The following is a 16410-nucleotide window of genomic DNA, read 5'->3' as shown; positions in this document are numbered from 1 at the left end:
TCATCCATTCAAGCAGACGCACCGGGAGTCGAGACTCGAGCTCAAGGAGTGCAAGAACAAAGGAGAACACAGTGGTGCACAAAGCAGAGATCCGTGGTCTAGTTGCTTACCCCATTACCCCGTTTGATAAAGACGAGCTGGACCTTGTCCGGCTCAAGGAACTTGTCCGAGAACTAATTAGCAATGGGTCGGACGCCATTGCACCCCTGGGCAGCACCGGGGAGGCAGCCTACCTCTCGCTCGCTGAATGGAAGGCTGTCGTTGATGCAACGGTGGAAGCCACCGCCGGAGAGGTTCCCGTGGTTGTGGGTAGCTCGGATCTGACGACCTCTGGCACCATCGAGCGAGTACAGTACGCGCAGGCGGCCGGCGCAGATGCCGTGATGGTCGCTCCCATCTCCTACTGGGCTCTGAAGGAGCAGGAGATCTTCGGACATTACGCCTCCATCGGGGCGTCCATCGACATCCCCGTGGTCGCCTACAACAACCCGGCGACTGCTGGCGTGGACATGTCCCCGGAACTGTTGGTGCGCATGTTCGAGTCGATCCCGAATGTCACCACGGTGAAAGAGTCTACAGGCGACGTCACCCGGATGAATCAAATGCGGGAGCTCACTGCAGGAACCCTGCCCTTCCTCAACGGCAGCAACCCGCTCATCCTCGACGCGGTCGAAGCTGGTGCTGTTGGTTGGAGTACGGCAGCCATGTGCCTGCTGCCGCAGCCGATCAAGGCGCTCTACGTAGCTGCCTCAAGCGGTGACAGTGCTCGTGCGAAAACGCTCTACGAAGAACTCAAGCCATTCCTGCAGTTCATTGTTAAACAAGGACTGCCCTCGGCAATCAAGACGGGGTTGTCGCAGCAGGGTGCCCCGGCGGGTGACCCGCGGCTGCCTCTGCTTCCCGTTGGCGAGGAAGATGAGCGCGTACTTGCCTCCATGCTGACGCTCTCCTACTCCCTGTAGCCCGCAGTTCTGTCTGCACCGGCCAGATCCCGATGGCTGTTTCCCGAGCGAACACGGATCCCGCAAACCCGGCTAGCACCAGTCAATGACGCGGTCCCAACAAACCGGTGACGTTCCCTGTTGCCTGCCCCAAGCCCAGATCCAAGGCTGCTGTGATATCCCATGCCCGGTCTGCTGGGGTGGCAAGGCTGACCGCCTTGCCGCACCCAAAAGCTAAGCGACCTCGGGTTAAGGAATGTTTTCCTGAACTCCAGGTCGCTTGGTCAAGGCCTAGGGCTGCCAGTTTCTAACCTGAAGTTACGTTAGTTGAGACAGGAAGGTCCCTGGGTTTCCGGGGACCTTCCTGTTAGTTCGTTTGGGGTGTCTGGCTACTTTCCGTGGGTGGTGGCTTGGTGCTGGGTCTGGGTGGGGGTGCCAGGGCGGCGCGTAGGTGCCAGGTCAGGTGGCCGGCGAGCATGCAGAGGCCTCCATGGTGTCTGCGTCAACGCTGGTGCGGATGACGTAAATCCCTTCCAACTCCGCTTCCCGTGCGATGGTTTCCGGGATCCTTTCCCAGGAGAGGGTGGTGTCGGTGATCGTGAGGATGAAGTGCTTGGCCATGTTGTTCCGGCCCGCGGCCACTGCCTTTTGGATGGTTTTCAACCGCTCCTCGGTCACAGAGAGGAGCCCTTCGCGCTTGTGTTTGCGCAGCGCTGCCAGGGGCGGACTGATCCACCCCAAGGTCGTCTCCTTCAACGCGTCGATGCGGGCGGAGGTGATCATGCCCCGGTCTCCGACCCTGACCATGTCCTCTACCTGGGCCAGGGCCTGGATTTCGGCGGCGATACCGATGAACGCGGTCGTATCCGCGGTGTTTCCGGGCAGCACACGGACCGCGACGGGGATCCCGGCCCGGGTGGCCAGCATCCCGTACTCGATCTGCTCCACGCCACGCTTTTTATCCGTGGAATAGCCGTGCGCTGCCAGGGGGTTGAGGGTGGCCGTCACCCACGAGGATGAGAGGTCAAAGAGGGCCAGTTTCCCCGGATTCACCTCGGGGCGCAGGTACTTCCGAGCCAACGCTTTTTCAATCGTCCCCTGCCTGGCACCGAGCCAGTCCATGGCACGGTACAAATCGTCCGTGCTCACCGGGCCCAGGTCATGGCCCAGGGTTGTATCGGCGAATCAGGACAAGGTCGTCAGCTTCGAGGACGGTGCACAAATCCGTGCCGGCAAAAGCGCCATGACCACATCGCGCTCCCGGCAAGCCGGCCCCAGCATCGCCTCGAACCCGAGCCCTTTAGCCATGGCGTAAACGGCTTCGATATGCCCGTGGGGCAAGGACCTGGTGATCTGCAACCCGGCACCGGCTTCGACCATGGGCTTGCCCGCCAACGATGACCGCAGAGTCTCCACCGCCGCCTCCGGCAGGGCGGAGAGATTCGCCATTGTTTCGTGCTTGCCCTTGCCGTCTTCGCGGGAGGACCGGCGCAGTAGCGCCGAACGGTACTCGACCTCCATGCAGGATTTATTAACCCGCCGAGTTGTTTGCACGGCTACATGCATCGCAGGCGTCATCCTCTTCATAGCCAAAGAATGCGCCAAACTATCACAAAATGAAGGGATTTCCCCAAGAATTTATTAGCTAAAAATAGTGGTACGAAAAAGGTCCTTCCCCCGGAATTCAGAAGGAAACCGGGGAAAGGACCAACGTAACTTCAGGTTGACCCCGGTTGGTAGCCCCGGTCCGCGCGCACGCGGGCTACAACGGTGACGGCAAGAACCAACACGACCGCCACGATGGCCGCCGTGGCCGCAGGTGTGGAAAGTAGGTCGCCGTTGAGCCGAGCCATGGCCACCCAAGCCAAGCCCCAGCACAGGGAAGCGGAGGGAGCGAGCCGGCCCCGTCCGTAGACGGCCAGGGCGATGCCAACGGCAGCCGCCACGGCCAGCACCACCACCGCCCAGACATTCGCATCGAGCCCAAAGCCTTCGAAGCCGGCAGCCACCAGCACGGCGGCAATGTTGGCCGCGGTGGCTACGCACACCCAGCCCAGGTACAGGCCCATGGTGCCGTCGGTAATCACCGTGTCCAAAATGTTGATCGGTTTGTTGCGCAACAGCAGCACGAAAATTGCGGCCAGCGCTGCCAAGAGCGCAACGATGATCGGGACGCTGAGCCAGAGCAGGTCGAACTGGATGCTCAGGATCCAGACGGCGTTCAGCAGCAGCGATGCTGCCGCGGGGTAACCCAGCACGCGGTGACGGTGCGCCGTCTTTTGAGCAGGGAGGAACTGCCAAACAGCGTAGGCCACCAGACCGAGATAGATCACGCTCCAGATGGAAAACGCCGGTCCGCCGGGGGCAATCAGGGTGGCATCGGCCGCCAACGCGCCGTTGGACGCATTCTGGATTTCGGTGCCCCCTGCCGCGCCGGAGCCGATGAAGGAACCAACGACGGCGACGACGGCGCTGGCCGCCACCACGATTTGACGTACTAAGTCATTGCTTTGCCGGACCATGCTGGTCTGCTGGCCCACGATGCCACCCCTGTCTAAAATTTTCTTGTAGCAGTGGCATCGATCCTAGCGGGCGGCTGCCGGCTCGGGGCTGTTCCGGAACAGGTGCGCTCCGGTGTCGGGGAAAATCGTCTTGACTGCCGGGCCGTTGATGCGCCCCGAGTTGTCCGGATCGACAGGCGCTTGCCAGGAGACGTTGACTGCTCCCGTGCCGGGATTGATCCGCGCGTGCAGGTCGTCGGCCAAATGTCCGCGACCGGTGCGGCGCAGATGCTCCATGTATAGCTCGGGATCGTTGTACAGGGCGGGTCCGTTTTGCAAGGTGGTCTGCATCGGGTCCGGAAGTGAGCCCGGCATGCCGGCATACCGGTTCCACCAGACAGCAAGCTTGGAACGCATCTTGTCCACCAGATCCGGCTCGGAATCGATGAGGTTGTCCACGAGATATGGGTCGTCGGTGACATGGAACAGGGATTCCCACTCGGCACGGAATGCCCCTGGATGGTAGGTGCGTATATACAGGTGGTCCCGGGTGCGCACGGCACGCTGGTAGGTGTGGGCTCCGTGCCCCAGGACCAGATAATCGCGCGATTCAATGGATCTTCCGCGCACTGCATCGGCGAAGGACTCGCCCTGCCACTTTTCCGGGATGGGCAGGCCCAGTAAATCGCAGATGGTGGGGGCGTAGTCAATGTTGTACAGCAGCGCGTCGCAGGCAGGTCCCGAGCCGGCGTTTTCGGTCAGGCCAGGCCACTTCACGAGCATCGGCAGGTGGTGGGTCGGCTCACTGGCCAGTCCGTGTTCGGCATAGGAGCCCTGTTCCCCGAACGCCTCCCCGTGGTCGGCACTCACCACGATCGCAACATCGTCTTCAATCCCGAGTGCGGCCAAGCCGTCCAGCAAGCGGCCAAATTCACTGTCCCAGAAGTGGATGGCTCCGTCGTAGCCGTTGATGAGCTGTTCGTAGTCGGCGCGGGTGCGGATTTCCTGCGGGAAATTGTACGGCACGCGTCGTTCAAACAGTCCGTCGGAGTACATGAAGTCCAGGGCGGAGCGCGGCCCGTAAATCTCCGCATGTCCGTCAATGGCCTCCTGGTCGGGCCAGGCGGGGGCGGGTCCGGACGCGGCCGCCTTGTCCGTCCATTCCTGTTCTTGGAGGTAGTCCATGTGCGGGTCCCAATACGTCAGGTGCAGGTACCAGTCGTCCATCTCTGCGTGCCGTCCAATCCATTCCAGCGCCGTGTCGGTGACGACGTCCGCCGGTTCGTCTCCCACGTCGGGGGTGGCGCGGACGCTTTCACGGAAGTTGCCAAGAAAATACCAGGCCCGGTGCCTTTCGGCGAAAGAGGAGACGGCAGCAGTCAAATAGCCATGTGCGCCCAAGTGTTGTCCCAGCAGCGGGCGGCCCTCCACCAGCCCGTGGCCGGCGTCGGCCCGGAAGCGTGCGGCCTCGCCGTGGTGGCCGATCACCCCGTTGGTGATCCCGAACTGGCCGCTGGTCAGGGCGGTGCGGGAGGGCATGCAGGGGGAGTCTGAGGCGTAGTAGCTTTCGAAGCGTGCTGCATCCTTGGCAAAGGCATCCAGATTCGGGGTGATGGGACGCTGGTAGCCGTACGGGCCGGTGTGGTCGGGACGGAGCGTGTCGACGTCGACGTAAATGATCTTCATGGGGTGCTTCCTTTTTAGGCGATTTCCCGAGCGGGGCCGCTGCCGGCGGTGTTGAAATCAGCAATTTGTTCGGTGAGCCGGGCGTGGGTCAACTCCAGCCAGGTCAGGTAGGTGGTGCCCAGCAGGTAAGACCGTTCGCGGCCCAGGCGGACCAGCTCCTTGTGCCAGGCCGGGTCCACCGCAATGGCGGCGTCGTCAGGGTTCACATCGTCGCTGTACGCCTTCACCTGGTGTTGTGTGCGGCGGTAGTCCAGTTCGGTGGTCAAGATGCGCAGTGCCACCTCCGGGCCCAGGATGCCTGTGAGCAGGAACCGCATCTGGAAATCGGAGTCGAGCGGGCGCACTGTGGGTTCGTGGGGGGATAGGGCCCATTCCTTGAACGTCGCGACGCCGGCATCGGTCAACCGGTACACCTTCGCGTCCGGGCCAGTGGTGCGTTGATCGATGACAAGGTCCACCCAGCCCTTTTCCAGGCATTTGTTCAGTTGGCGGTAGATCTGCGACGGCTGGGGGGAGTAGCCGAAGAACGGCCCCTCCTGGTTGAGCCACTTGTGCAGGTCGTAACCGGCCATGGGCGTGCGCACCAGATGACCCAGAATTATGCACTCAAGTTTGCTCAGCACCGTGTTGCCTCTCATTGGACTATGTGCTTAGAATCATAGCTGTCTTAATATTTACTCGCAAAGCATTGATCTATAAGCATTGTAGCTAGTTGACTATGTACATAGTTCAGATGCTTGCGTGTCCACCGTCACCCATTGCATATGTAAAACAAAGGAGTTTCCATGAAGGCACCCAAGCGGGCCTACCGGGTCTTGGCGCTGGCGGCCACGGCCGCAATTTTTCTAGCGGGCTGCGGAGCAGGCGCCGACAAGCAGGCGGGTACTTCCCCCGAGGATGCCACACTGACCCTCGCCTCCGGAGTGGAGCCGCAGTCGCTGGATCCGGCCATGTCGCGTGAAGCCCAGTTCGTCCAGTACTTCCAGCCGGTCTTCGACACGCTCATCCGGCGCGATTCCAAGGGCGAGCTGCAGCCCATGCTGGCCACCAAGTGGGACGTGTCCAAGGACGGCAAGACGGTGACGCTGACGCTGCGCGACGACGTCAAGTTCACGGACGGCGAAGCGCTCAATGCCGAGGCGGTCAAGGGCAACCTTGACCGGTTCCAGAAGGCCGGCGGACCGCTGGCAGCTGCACTGGGCGCTGTGGAGAGCGTGGACGTGGTCGACGCAAAGACGGTGAGGCTGAACCTTTCCACTCCTGACCCCGCGCTGCTGTACGCCCTGGGCGGACCAGGCGGCTACATCCAGTCGCCGGCCAACTTTGACGCCGAGACGGTGGACACCCAGCCTATTGGTTCGGGCCCGTACGAGCTGGACCGCTCCGCCACCACCCCCGGCTCGCAGTACACGTTCGTGAAGAACGACGACTACTGGGATCCGGAACTGCAGAAGTTCTCCAAGCTCGTCATCAAGCCGATCAAGGATGAAAACGCCCGCTTCAATGCAGTCCGTTCGGGCCAAGCCGACGGCATGATCTCAACTGCCAAGACCGTCAAGACCGCCGAGTCCGCCGGCGTCACTGTCGAGATGGTTCCCGGGGACTGGCAGGGCCTGACCTTGCTTGACCGCGCCGGCTCACTCTCGCCGGAATTGGGCAAGGTGGAGGTCCGCCAGGCCATCAACTACGCCATTGACAAGGAAGCGCTGCTGAAAAACGTGGCGCAGGGCCTTGGAAACACCACCAGCCAGGTCTTCGGCCCGTCCTCGGCTGCCTACGACGAGTCCTTGGACGCCGCGTACACGTACGACGTCGACAAGGCCAAGGACCTGCTCAAGTCAGCGGGCCTGGCCGACGGTTTCACCCTGAAGATGCCCACGTCCTCGGACATGGATCCCGCCTTGGCCCCGGTCATCAAGGAACAGCTCTCCAAGGTCGGCATCACGGTGGACTGGGTTGACATCCCGTCGGCACAGTACCAAGCAGAGCAGCAGTCGGGCACCTACGGTGCCGCATTCACGGCCTTCGGCCAACCGGTGGTCGCCTGGTCGGCCATCAACAGCATGGTTGTTGAGAATGCTCCCTGGAACATCTTCAACTCCAGCACCCCGGAGACGAAGGCTCTCATTTCCGAGATCCTCGGCAGTGAAGGCGATGCCGCGGACGGCAAGCTCAAGGAGTTGAACAAGTACCTGGTGGACAACGCCTGGTTCGCCCCCTGGTACCGCATCGACCAGCCGTACTTCATCTCCAAGAACGTCACAGTAGACGTCCAGAACGGCCAGCCCGTTCCGTCGATCTACAACTTCGCCCCGGCGAAGTAGACACCAGCAGCACAAACGGTGGCGGCCGGAATCCCGGCCGCCACCACCCTCACACGCAAGGATTGACCCTTGATTTCCTACATTTTCCGGCGAATCGGATCGGGCATTGCACTGGTGGCTGTCGCCTCCTTCATCGTGTTTGCCCTGATGCTCGCCAACAGCGAACACGTGGCGCGCAACATCCTCGGCGACCAGGCCTCCCTCGAACAGCTGGCGGCGAAACAGGCAGAGCTGGGTCTCGACGACCCCGTGCTTGTGCAATTCCTGCATTGGCTGGTGGGCGCCGTCCAAGGCGACCTGGGCCAGTCCTGGTTCAATGCCGAGTCGGTCAGCTACCTGCTGGCCACCCGAATTCCGGTGACTCTTTCCCTTGCCGTGGGAACTGTCATCATCTCCACGCTCATCTCCGTGGTGGTGGGTGTGGTGGCCGCCTTGTACAGGGGCTGGCCGGACAAGATCCTGCAGGTAGTTTCCGTGCTGGGGCTGGTGTTTCCCGGCTTCTGGCTGGCGCTGGTCCTGGTAGTCAAGGTTTCCATCGATTGGGGGCTGGTGCCCGCCACGGGATACACGCCGTTTGGGGTGTCGGTGGGCGGTTGGGCGCAAAGCCTGCTGCTGCCGGTCTTTTCGCTGGCGATAGGCGCCGTAGCCGGCCTGTCCCAACAGGTCCGCAGTGCAACTATCGCGGTGCTCGAGATGGATTACGTGCGCACCTTGCGCAGCCGCGGCCTGTCCGAGGCGAGCGTGCTGTTCCGGCACGTGCTGCGCAACGCCGCCCCGCCCACCCTGACCGTCATGTCCTTGAACTTCATCGCCCTGATGTCCGGTGCCGTCATGATCGAGCGGGTCTTCGCCCTGCCGGGTCTGGGAAGCATCGCCGTGGAAGCCACGGGGGTCGGGGACATTCCCATCGTCGTGGGCGCCGTGGTGGTCTCCGTCATCATCGTCGTCATCGTCAACCTGCTCATTGACCTGGTCAATGGGTGGCTCAACCCGAAAGTGCGGCTTTCATGACCTCCGTCCTTGATCCCGCTGCCGTGACGCCAAAGAGCGAGTCGGCCCGTCGGCAGAGCTTGTTCTTGCGCATCACCTCCTCGCCCATGGCCGCCATCTCGCTGGGCGTGCTGGCACTTATTGTCCTTGCCGTGGCCTTGGCGCCGCTACTGACCCGTTTCGACCCCTCCGCCGCGGACATCGGGCAGGCCCTCCTGGGTCCCAGCTCCGAGCATTGGTTGGGCACCGACAGTGCCGGGCGCGACGTTTTCGCCAGGATTGTCTATGGCGGGCGCATCACCCTGGGCGGTGCCGCACTGGCCCTGGCGGTGGCCACGGCCATCGGCGTGACCACCGGCCTGTTTGCCGGCTACTTTGGCGGTGCAATGGACTCGAGTTTGGACTGGATCAGCAACCTGTTGATCGCGCTGCCCAACATCATGATCCTGCTGGCCGTCCGCGCCGCGTGGGGCAGCAACGTGTGGCTGAGCATGGTCGTTTTCGGCGTGCTGATGGCCCCCGGTTTCCACCGGCTGGTCCGGGCCATAGTCAGCGGCGTGCGCAACGAGCTGTACGTCGACGCCGCCCGAGTTTCCGGGCTGTCCCTGACACGCATCCTGGGCCGCCACGTGCTGGTCGCCATCCGCGCACCCATCATCATTTACGCGGCACTGGCCGGCGTCGTGGTGATCGGTGTCCAGTCCGGCCTGGACTTCCTGGGCCTGGGCGACGTCACGGTCCCCAGCTGGGGCACCATGCTCAACGAAGCGCTCGTGAACCTGTACATCGCCCCCGGGCTGATGCTGTGGCCGGGCATCGCCCTGGGCCTTGTCAGCGCCGCCCTGATCATCTTCGGCAACAGCCTCCGGGACGCCTTGGAAGACAGGCCGAAGGTGCGTCGCCGCCGTCGTTCCTCTTCCAAGAAGAACGACGCCGGAGCCCCCGCAGCTGCCGAACCCCTGCCCACCGCAGGTGGCGAAGCCCCCGTGGAAGGCTTTGACGAGATCCCCGCCGACAGCGTGCTGGCCGTGCGTGGGCTCCGTGTGGGCTACCCTGCGGCAGACGGCGTGAAAGAAGTGGTCAAGGGAGTTTCCCTTGGAGTAAGGCGCGGGGAAATCCTGGGCCTGGTGGGCGAATCCGGCTCCGGCAAGACCCAGACCGCCTGGGCCATCCTGGGCCTGCTGCCTTCCGGCGGCCAAGTGGTGGACGGGACCATCGAGGTGGCTGGGGAGTCCCTGCCCGGACTGTCCAAGCGCGCCATGCGCAACGTGCTGGGCAAAAAGGTGGCCTACATTCCGCAGGAGCCCATGTCCAACCTGGACCCCTCCTTCAAGATCGGCTTCCAGCTGGTGGAGCCGCTGCGCCGGCAGATGGGACTCTCCGGCAAGGATGCCAAGGCCAAGGCCCTGGCCATGTTGGACCGGGTGGGCATTGCCGATCCGCAGCGCACCTTTGACTCCTACCCGCACGAGATCTCCGGCGGCATGGCACAGCGCGTGCTTATCGCCGGTGCTGTGGCGTGCGATCCGGACGTGCTGATCGCCGACGAGCCCACCACTGCGCTGGACGTGACAGTCCAGGCCGAAGTGCTTGACCTGCTGCGCGAACTGCAAAAGGAAAAGGACATGGCCGTGGTCATGGTGACGCACAACTTTGGTGTGGTGGCCGATCTCTGCGACCGCGTTGCTGTCATGAAATTGGGCCGGATCGTGGAACAGAACGCGGTTGAGGTGCTGTTCGCCAACCCGCAACACCCCTACACGCGGATGCTGCTCGATGCCGGGCTGGAAGACAAAACGCCCCGCACCCGGCTGCTGCCGCCCGCGAACGAATCACTTCAGGAGGCTGCACTGTGAGTGCTCCGCTGCTCCAGGTCAGCAACCTGGTCACCGAATTCCCCGTCAAGGGATGGCGGAAGCCTCCCGTGCGGGTGCTCAAGAACGTCAACCTGGACGTCAAGGCCGGGGAAACCGTGGGACTGGTGGGGGAGTCGGGTTCCGGCAAGACCACCATTGGCCGCGCTGTCCTGGGTCTGGCACCTGTGACGGAAGGGACCGTCACCTTCAATGGCCAGGACATCTCCCACCTCTCGGGCGAGGGCCGGCGGAAGGTCAGCAAGGACATCCAGGTGGTGTTTCAGGACCCCTACACGTCGCTGAACCCTGCCATGACCATCGCCGACATCCTCTCCGAGCCGCTCATTGTCCAGGGCATGGACAAGTTGGCCGCACAGGCCAAGGTGGGAAGGCTGCTGGACCGCGTGCATCTGCCCGGCGACGCCGCCACCCGGCTGCCCCGCGAGTTTTCCGGCGGCCAGCGCCAGCGCGTGGCGATTGCCCGGGCACTGGCCATGGAACCGAAGCTGATTGTCTGCGACGAGCCTGTTTCGGCTCTGGACTTGAGCACGCAGGCCCGCGTGCTTGACCTGTTCCTGGAGCTCCAGGAACAGACGGGCGTGGCATATCTGTTCATCTCCCACGACTTGGCCGTGGTGCGGCACCTGAGCCACCGGGTCTGCGTGCTGTATCGCGGGGAAGTGAAGGAATTCGGCGACGCCGCGGACGTGACGGAAAACCCGAAGAACGACTACACTCGGCGGTTGCTGATGGCGTCCCCCATTGCCGATCCGGCCCGCCAACGCCAGCGCCGCGAGGAACGGCACGCATTGGCCGCACAGGCATAGCCAAGTTTCCTGCCCATCTGCGCAACTTGCAGACTCCACCGTCAGCCCCGCATGCCGCCAACAGCACGCGGGCTGACGGCTACCCTCTTTAAACGACACCCACGGAAACGGATGAACCCCCATGCCCATCACCGAAGTACCCGCCCCGCACATTTCCGCCCCGCACATTTCCGCAGCGCACATTTCCGCAGCGGACAATTCTGCAGAGGACATGTCCGCAGAGGATAATTCTGCCCCCGTGGTGGTTCCGGCACTCCAGCGGTGGACGGCCAGCTCCGGTACCCTGGAGCTGAAGGACGGCTTCCGTGTGCTCTGGGCGGATGGCTTGCTGGAGTCCACGGCAACACAGCTGGTCGCGGAGATCGCCGAGCTGGCGGGCCTGACCGGCACAGCCGCCTCTGCAGAGAGTGCCGGGGTGGGCGGGGGCACCGCAGCCGGAGAATTTAGTTCAGGGAACATCAGCGCAGGGGACATCCTGCTCGCCCTGGACCCGGCGTTGGATTGTGGCACCGACAATGCCACGGCGGCAGGCGAGGGCTACGTGCTGTCGGTGGGGAACGGCGTCGTGCTTCACAGCCGGACGGCGACAGGGGTTTTTTGGGCCACCCGCTCGCTGCTGCAGATGCTGCTTGCTTCTCCCGAACTGCCGCGCGGCAACGCTGTGGACTGGCCCAACTACCCCGTGCGCGGCTTCATGCTGGATGTGGGACGGCGCTTTTCGCAGGTCGGGTACCTGCAGGACATGGTTCGGTATATGGGCTGGTTCAAGCTGAACACCTTCTTGGTGCACCTGAACGACAATGAGATTGCCAAGGACACCAAGCGCAGCTGGGACGTGGCACAGCAGGCGTTCCGGCTGGAGTCCGAGAACCCGCTTCTGGCCGGGCTGGCAGCCACGGACGGAAGCTACACCCGCGCGGAGTGGGACGGCTTGGAGGATCTGGCGGCGGCGCACCACGTGAACCTGGTGCCGGAGATCGACGTCCCGGCCCACGCCCGCTCGCTCATCAAGTGGAAGCCGGAGCTGGGGCTCAACGGCGGGGATTCGGACATGCTCGATTTGTCGCGCCCGGAGGCCACGGAGCTGGTCAAGGAGCTGTTCACGGAATTTATGCCGTGGTTCAGGGGGCCGGTGGTGCACTTTGGCGCGGATGAATACGCCAAGGACCACGAGCCGGAGTACCGGAAGTTCTTCAATGAGATCAGCGCCCACATCCGCTCGCTCGGCAAGCAGCCCATGGCCTGGGGGAGCCTGAGCACCATGGCCAACGGTGCCGGCGCCCCGGAGACCGGGTACAACCGGGATGTGCTCATTTGTGCTTGGAACAATGACTGGTACAGCGGCCAGGCGGCCGTGGCCGACGGCTACAACGTCATCAACACCAATGACGACTTGCTCTACATTGTGCCTTTCGCCGACTACTACCATGGTGGTGCGCTGGACGGCCGGTTGCTGTTCGAGACTTGGGAGCCGCATGTTTTTGGGGAGGGGAAGAACCTCTACCCGCACCACCCGCAGCTGCTTGGCGCGGCCAGCGCTCTGTGGAACGACCTGGTGCTCAAGGATTACGACGAGTCCGTGATGCACGGCATGATCGAGCCCGCGTTCGGGCTGCTGGCACAGAAGATGTGGCGTGGCGTGGTTCCCGGCATGGACTATGACGCCTTTATGGCCGGCGCCGAAACGATCTCTCGCTGGCCAGGCCGCGAATTCCTGCAGTAGCCGATTTGCCCCAGTAGCCTGCGGCAGAAATGCAGCAGGACGGCACCATCGCCACATTCGCACCCCTTCTCACGCTGGTGCGGGGTAGGTGATTTTTCCGTCCTGCACCGAGGCGAACGGGGTTAGTTCCGCGGGCTTGGTCGAGGATTCCGACATAATGTGGAACACCTCCACCCCCTCGACAAGCAGCGCGTCGGTGATCAGCCGCCGGTGGCACCGCCAGGGCACGGCTTCGCTGCACATGATGGCCGGCACCGATTCGGTCGCGAGCTGCAGCAACTCTTGGAGCCCCGCACGGAATTCATCGGTCGCCATGTAATCCGCGTAGTCGCTGAAGGCCTTGACCCGCCACGCACCATTCGGACTCGCCACACCTACTGGCGTATACCTCCGGCCACCAATGTCCCGGAGCCACCGGTACTTGATGTCCGCGGGCAAGGCAGCCTTGATCGCATCCTGGTTCCATTGCGGGTATTTCCGCGACCCTGGAAACGAACGCACATCGACCAGCTCAGTCACCCCGTTGGCGCGCAGCATCGCCAGCACCTCATCAAATTCACGGGTGGAATGGCCGATGGTGAATACCTGTTGCGCGGCCCGTTCGCCTGTACTGGCTTTTGTCACTGAGACCCCCTAAATTGCCCCGCACTTGAGCGCCGCGACGGTGGCGTCGTAGCGTTCAATCCCGATTCACCCTATTTGAGTTTGCGCAAAGCCCCGCCCTTGTGCGCTGCGATGTGGTCGGTCTTCTCGCTTTTAATTTCGTACTGGGGGTCGTCCGTGCTGGCCCGCCGCTGATGGCCCTTGTACTGGAAATCCTTCGTGTGGATTTTGATGATTTTGCCCGAAACCCTGCCAGCCTCCGAGTCCCAGCTCACCCTGTCCCCGACTTTATAGTCCGCGCTCATCACGTGTCCGCCTTCCGTATGAGGCCGGTCGCAGCCTTGTCTCGACCTGCCGATGGTCTGGTTCACCACTGGTTCAGTTCATATTTGCCCAGTTTGGAGGTGCTGTCCAGCCACCCCGCCATTGAGCGCCGCGACGGTGGCGACCATGGTCGCTTAGCTGTCCAGTAGCTCCTTCGCGACGCTGTCAATGTAGGCGGCGTCCACGGGGCTGTCGCCGCTGCCGGCAAAGTGACCCCACACTCCGGGGATGACGCGGACCTCGCCGTTGGGAATGTATTGGGAGGCGTAGTCCTCGTCCTCCGGGCAGAAGTAGAGGTCCTTTCTGGCGGGCAGGGCGATCAGCTTGGCCTTGATGGATTGCAGCGCCTTGATGTGGTCCCCGTCGAAGCCGGGGGTTGCCCCGACGTCGCCGTGCTGCCACGTCCACAGCTGGGTCAGCAGATCGTTGGCGTCGCGCTGGCCCAGGAAGTGCCCCTCCCAGTACCAGACCAGAAAGTCCTCCAGCGAGGAGAAGGAGAGGTCCAGGCCCAGGCGCGCCGAGAATCCCATGTGCTCGTAGACGCGGTCCCAGTAGAACGCCTGTGAGAACCCCCAACCAGCGTAGACGCGTGCCACCGCGCGCAGCCCGCGGGTTGGTTGCTCAGTGTAGAAGCCGTTCTGGAAGGCGGCGTCGGCCTGCAGCGCCGCCTTGACGCCTTCAAGGAACACGAAGTTGTGTTCGCTGGTTTTGGAGGACCCGCAGAACGGCAGGGCGCGCTGGACCATGTCCGGATAACTGACGGCCCATTGGTACGTTTGGCCGGCACCCATCGACCACCCGGTGACTAGGGCAAGGGTTTCGATGCCAAAGTGCTCGGCCACCAGTTGGTGTTGCGCCTCGACTTGGTCGTAGAACGTGATGTTGGGGAAGCGGCCCGCGTTGTAGGGCGCCGGCATGTTGCTCGCGGAACTCGAGAGGCCGTTGCCAATCATGTTCGGGACAATGATGAAGTACTTGGCCGGGTCCAGCGCCATGCCCTCCCCGATGAGCCATTCGTTGTCCCAGTGGCGTCCGGAATACCAGGTGGGGTACACAATCGTGTTGCTCTTCTCGGCGTTCAGCGTGCCGTAGGTCTTGTACGCCAGCCGTGCCCCGCGCAGCGTTGCACCCCCTTGGAGCTTGAAATCGCCGAGCTCGTACAGTTCGTAATCCATCGGGAACCCGTTCATGGGAAATACCTTTCACAGTGTGGGCCGAGGCAATGCTGCCCTTGAGCCGAACGCTACCAACCTCTGCCGGAAATTTCGAGAGTTGTTAGGCAGGGCGAAGTGTTCAATCCCGGGTACGACGCCGGACGGCCGGGTGGGGAGGGCTGGGCACGCCTACAGCGGGCGCACCAAGGCAAGCAGTCCTGCCGGCGGTCGGCCCTGGCTGACAACGCACCACCCCACGGCTTCGGGCCGCGGGCCAAACAGGATGTAGACCTGACCGTCGGCATCATGTCCTGGCTGGAGGCCGTGCTCCACCCGCCAGCCTCTTGCAGCACCCTCATAGAGCGCTGCCGATCTGGTGCGAGCTGCGGCTGCCCCGTCATTGCGGAGCTTTGCCGCCTCATCTTGGCACGCGGTGTAGGTCTCGATCCCCCCACGTAGAGTGGCATCTGGCAGCTGGGGCGAGGAAAAACTCGAGTCATCAATCCTGACGGCCCACATGGCCCTGCTGATGCCTTCCAAGTCGGACTCGTCGGTGATTTCTTCATGCCGCAAAAATTCCGCCCAAGCACCGGTGGGCGTGTCGGAAAGGTATTGCACAGGACCTTCACCCGCTCGATGCCATCGGGCTGGGGGCTGCGCATCGTCTTCCCAGAGAAAGGGAAACCGGCTGTCGCCGTGGCGGAAGGCAATCATGATGACATGGGTGCCAGCAAGGCAGCGGCAAGTGCTTGGACGTCCGTCGCCCCGGGATCACTCGAGTCCCAGTCGCCGGCAAGAATCCCGGACGGGGACTGGCCGGACAACGCCTGCCGGCTCCTGCCGAACCAGCGGCGAATGCCAAAACTGTTGTAGCTGCCGGCGAGATCTGCGACTATCAAGCTCACGAAGTGCAGCCGTTGGGCAATGCGGTCCGGCGTCGGACGCTCGCCGGTTCGATAACGCCGCACCGAGGAAGCAGACGCTCCGAGCAAACTCTCGAGCAGGTCGTCACCGAGCAGTTCCGCCATGGGAGCCCATTCATGATCAGGCAGCGGAGACTGTTCTATGGCTTCAAGGACATCTTCAAGCATTTTGGTGGTCAGCCTGGGCGTGAGGTTGCCAGCCATGAATTGCGCACCATGGGCGGCTGCGTGCCGACCGACACCAACCTGCGCGAAGGCGTCCAAGGCGGCCGTGACTGATTGCTTGCCGATGCGGAAGTCGTCGGTTTCAGGCACCAAGCGAAGCAAATTGGCGAGGGAAACAAGCTTTATGCCCAACATTGCCGTGCGTGCCTCAGACGGGCTCTGCAGCATGGACTGGGACGGGGACATGCGGGAATCCTTCGGTCGATATTTGGAACTCATTCAGGAATTGTAAATAGTCCAATCCAGTTCCTAGCATTAATCATCCGCGCTTTGCAACCAACAGTCAATGACCCAACGAGGACCATAGTGAGCGCTGGGGAAATCGGAGGCGGC

General features: G+C 62.9%; 16 protein-coding genes. 6 read left to right on the top strand and 10 right to left on the bottom strand.

The window, feature by feature from the left end; genetic code table 11:
* Positions 1-71: 71 nt before the first annotated feature.
* Positions 72-962: a dihydrodipicolinate synthase family protein gene (locus QMG25_RS04805; protein ID WP_283457776.1), complete on the top strand. Its 891-nt coding sequence runs from the start codon at positions 72-74 to the stop codon at positions 960-962.
* A gap of 438 nt (positions 963-1400) precedes the next feature.
* Here the strand turns inward: QMG25_RS04805 and QMG25_RS04800 are convergent, their stop codons facing one another.
* The 5 genes from QMG25_RS04800 to QMG25_RS04780 all read right to left on the bottom strand — a co-directional run bounded on the left by QMG25_RS04800 (position 1401) and on the right by QMG25_RS04780 (position 5766).
* Positions 1401-2090 carry an IS1634 family transposase gene (locus QMG25_RS04800; protein WP_283457774.1) on the bottom strand — a complete coding sequence of 230 codons (690 nt, stop codon included), beginning with the start codon at positions 2088-2090 and terminating at the stop codon, positions 1401-1403.
* A 36-nt stretch (positions 2091-2126) separates the two neighbouring features.
* Positions 2127-2462: a hypothetical protein gene (locus tag QMG25_RS04795; RefSeq protein ID WP_283457772.1), complete on the bottom strand. Its 336-nt coding sequence runs from the start codon at positions 2460-2462 to the stop codon at positions 2127-2129.
* Positions 2463-2659: 197 nt separating this feature from the next.
* Positions 2660-3481, bottom strand: a complete 822-nt coding sequence (locus tag QMG25_RS04790; RefSeq protein ID WP_349307108.1) for a TspO-related membrane protein — start codon at positions 3479-3481, stop codon at positions 2660-2662.
* A 45-nt stretch (positions 3482-3526) separates the two neighbouring features.
* Positions 3527-5128 (bottom strand): sulfatase family protein, encoded by a 1602-nt coding sequence (locus tag QMG25_RS04785; RefSeq protein ID WP_283457771.1) that lies wholly within the window; start codon positions 5126-5128, stop codon positions 3527-3529.
* A 14-nt stretch (positions 5129-5142) separates the two neighbouring features.
* Positions 5143-5766, bottom strand: a complete 624-nt coding sequence (locus QMG25_RS04780; RefSeq protein ID WP_283457769.1) for a PadR family transcriptional regulator — start codon at positions 5764-5766, stop codon at positions 5143-5145.
* A 147-nt stretch (positions 5767-5913) separates the two neighbouring features.
* On the opposite strand from QMG25_RS04780, the gene QMG25_RS04775 reads away from it, so the two are divergent.
* The 5 genes from QMG25_RS04775 to QMG25_RS04755 all read left to right on the top strand — a co-directional run bounded on the left by QMG25_RS04775 (position 5914) and on the right by QMG25_RS04755 (position 12848).
* A complete protein-coding gene (locus QMG25_RS04775) occupies positions 5914-7452 on the top strand; it encodes an ABC transporter substrate-binding protein (RefSeq protein WP_283457767.1) in 1539 nt (512 codons plus the stop codon).
* Positions 7453-7521: 69 nt separating this feature from the next.
* On the top strand, positions 7522-8463 hold the full coding sequence (locus tag QMG25_RS04770) for an ABC transporter permease (RefSeq protein ID WP_283457765.1): 942 nt from the start codon (positions 7522-7524) through the stop codon (positions 8461-8463).
* On the top strand, positions 8460-10298 hold the full coding sequence (locus tag QMG25_RS04765) for a dipeptide/oligopeptide/nickel ABC transporter permease/ATP-binding protein (RefSeq protein WP_283457762.1): 1839 nt from the start codon (positions 8460-8462) through the stop codon (positions 10296-10298). The genes QMG25_RS04770 and QMG25_RS04765 overlap by 4 nt, the downstream gene beginning before the upstream one ends.
* Entirely contained in the window at positions 10295-11125 is an 831-nt protein-coding gene (locus tag QMG25_RS04760; RefSeq protein ID WP_283457759.1) for an ATP-binding cassette domain-containing protein, read from the top strand. The genes QMG25_RS04765 and QMG25_RS04760 overlap by 4 nt, the downstream gene beginning before the upstream one ends.
* Positions 11126-11246: 121 nt before the next feature.
* Positions 11247-12848, top strand: a complete 1602-nt coding sequence (locus QMG25_RS04755; protein ID WP_283457757.1) for a beta-N-acetylhexosaminidase — start codon at positions 11247-11249, stop codon at positions 12846-12848.
* Positions 12849-12917: 69 nt separating this feature from the next.
* Here the strand turns inward: QMG25_RS04755 and QMG25_RS04750 are convergent, their stop codons facing one another.
* The 5 genes from QMG25_RS04750 to QMG25_RS04730 form a co-directional block, all read right to left on the bottom strand.
* A complete protein-coding gene (locus QMG25_RS04750; protein WP_283457755.1) occupies positions 12918-13472 on the bottom strand; it encodes a DUF488 domain-containing protein in 555 nt (184 codons plus the stop codon).
* Positions 13473-13543: 71 nt separating this feature from the next.
* A complete protein-coding gene (locus tag QMG25_RS04745) occupies positions 13544-13756 on the bottom strand; it encodes a hypervirulence associated TUDOR domain-containing protein (RefSeq protein WP_283457753.1) in 213 nt (70 codons plus the stop codon).
* 153 nt (positions 13757-13909) lie between these two features.
* Positions 13910-14965, bottom strand: a complete 1056-nt coding sequence (locus tag QMG25_RS04740) for an alpha/beta fold hydrolase (protein WP_283457751.1) — start codon at positions 14963-14965, stop codon at positions 13910-13912.
* 153 nt (positions 14966-15118) lie between these two features.
* Positions 15119-15643, bottom strand: a complete 525-nt coding sequence (locus tag QMG25_RS04735; RefSeq protein ID WP_283457749.1) for an RES domain-containing protein — start codon at positions 15641-15643, stop codon at positions 15119-15121.
* Positions 15640-16296 carry a hypothetical protein gene (locus QMG25_RS04730; protein WP_283457747.1) on the bottom strand — a complete coding sequence of 219 codons (657 nt, stop codon included), beginning with the start codon at positions 16294-16296 and terminating at the stop codon, positions 15640-15642. The genes QMG25_RS04735 and QMG25_RS04730 overlap by 4 nt, the downstream gene beginning before the upstream one ends.
* Positions 16297-16410: the final 114 nt, after the last annotated feature.

Source organism: Arthrobacter sp. H35-D1 (genome assembly GCF_030063185.1).
Lineage (GTDB): Bacteria > Actinomycetota > Actinomycetes > Actinomycetales > Micrococcaceae > Specibacter.
This window is presented reverse-complemented; position numbering and strand designations above follow the sequence as displayed.

What these genes read in the sequence shown, in the direction of transcription:
- QMG25_RS04795 (WP_283457772.1), bottom strand. Translation starts at nt 2,462, where the DNA reads ATGGAGGTCGAGTACCGTTCGGCGCTACTGCGCCGGTCCTCCCGCGAA.
- QMG25_RS04785 (WP_283457771.1), bottom strand. Translation starts at nt 5,128, where the DNA reads ATGAAGATCATTTACGTCGACGTCGACACGCTCCGTCCCGACCACACC.
- QMG25_RS04780 (WP_283457769.1), bottom strand. Translation starts at nt 5,766, where the DNA reads ATGAGAGGCAACACGGTGCTGAGCAAACTTGAGTGCATAATTCTGGGT.
- QMG25_RS04775 (WP_283457767.1), top strand. Translation starts at nt 5,914, where the DNA reads ATGAAGGCACCCAAGCGGGCCTACCGGGTCTTGGCGCTGGCGGCCACG.
- QMG25_RS04765 (WP_283457762.1), top strand. Translation starts at nt 8,460, where the DNA reads ATGACCTCCGTCCTTGATCCCGCTGCCGTGACGCCAAAGAGCGAGTCG.
- QMG25_RS04755 (WP_283457757.1), top strand. Translation starts at nt 11,247, where the DNA reads ATGCCCATCACCGAAGTACCCGCCCCGCACATTTCCGCCCCGCACATT.
- QMG25_RS04745 (WP_283457753.1), bottom strand. Translation starts at nt 13,756, where the DNA reads ATGAGCGCGGACTATAAAGTCGGGGACAGGGTGAGCTGGGACTCGGAG.
- QMG25_RS04740 (WP_283457751.1), bottom strand. Translation starts at nt 14,965, where the DNA reads ATGAACGGGTTCCCGATGGATTACGAACTGTACGAGCTCGGCGATTTC.
- QMG25_RS04735 (WP_283457749.1), bottom strand. Translation starts at nt 15,643, where the DNA reads ATGATTGCCTTCCGCCACGGCGACAGCCGGTTTCCCTTTCTCTGGGAA.
- QMG25_RS04730 (WP_283457747.1), bottom strand. Translation starts at nt 16,296, where the DNA reads ATGAGTTCCAAATATCGACCGAAGGATTCCCGCATGTCCCCGTCCCAG.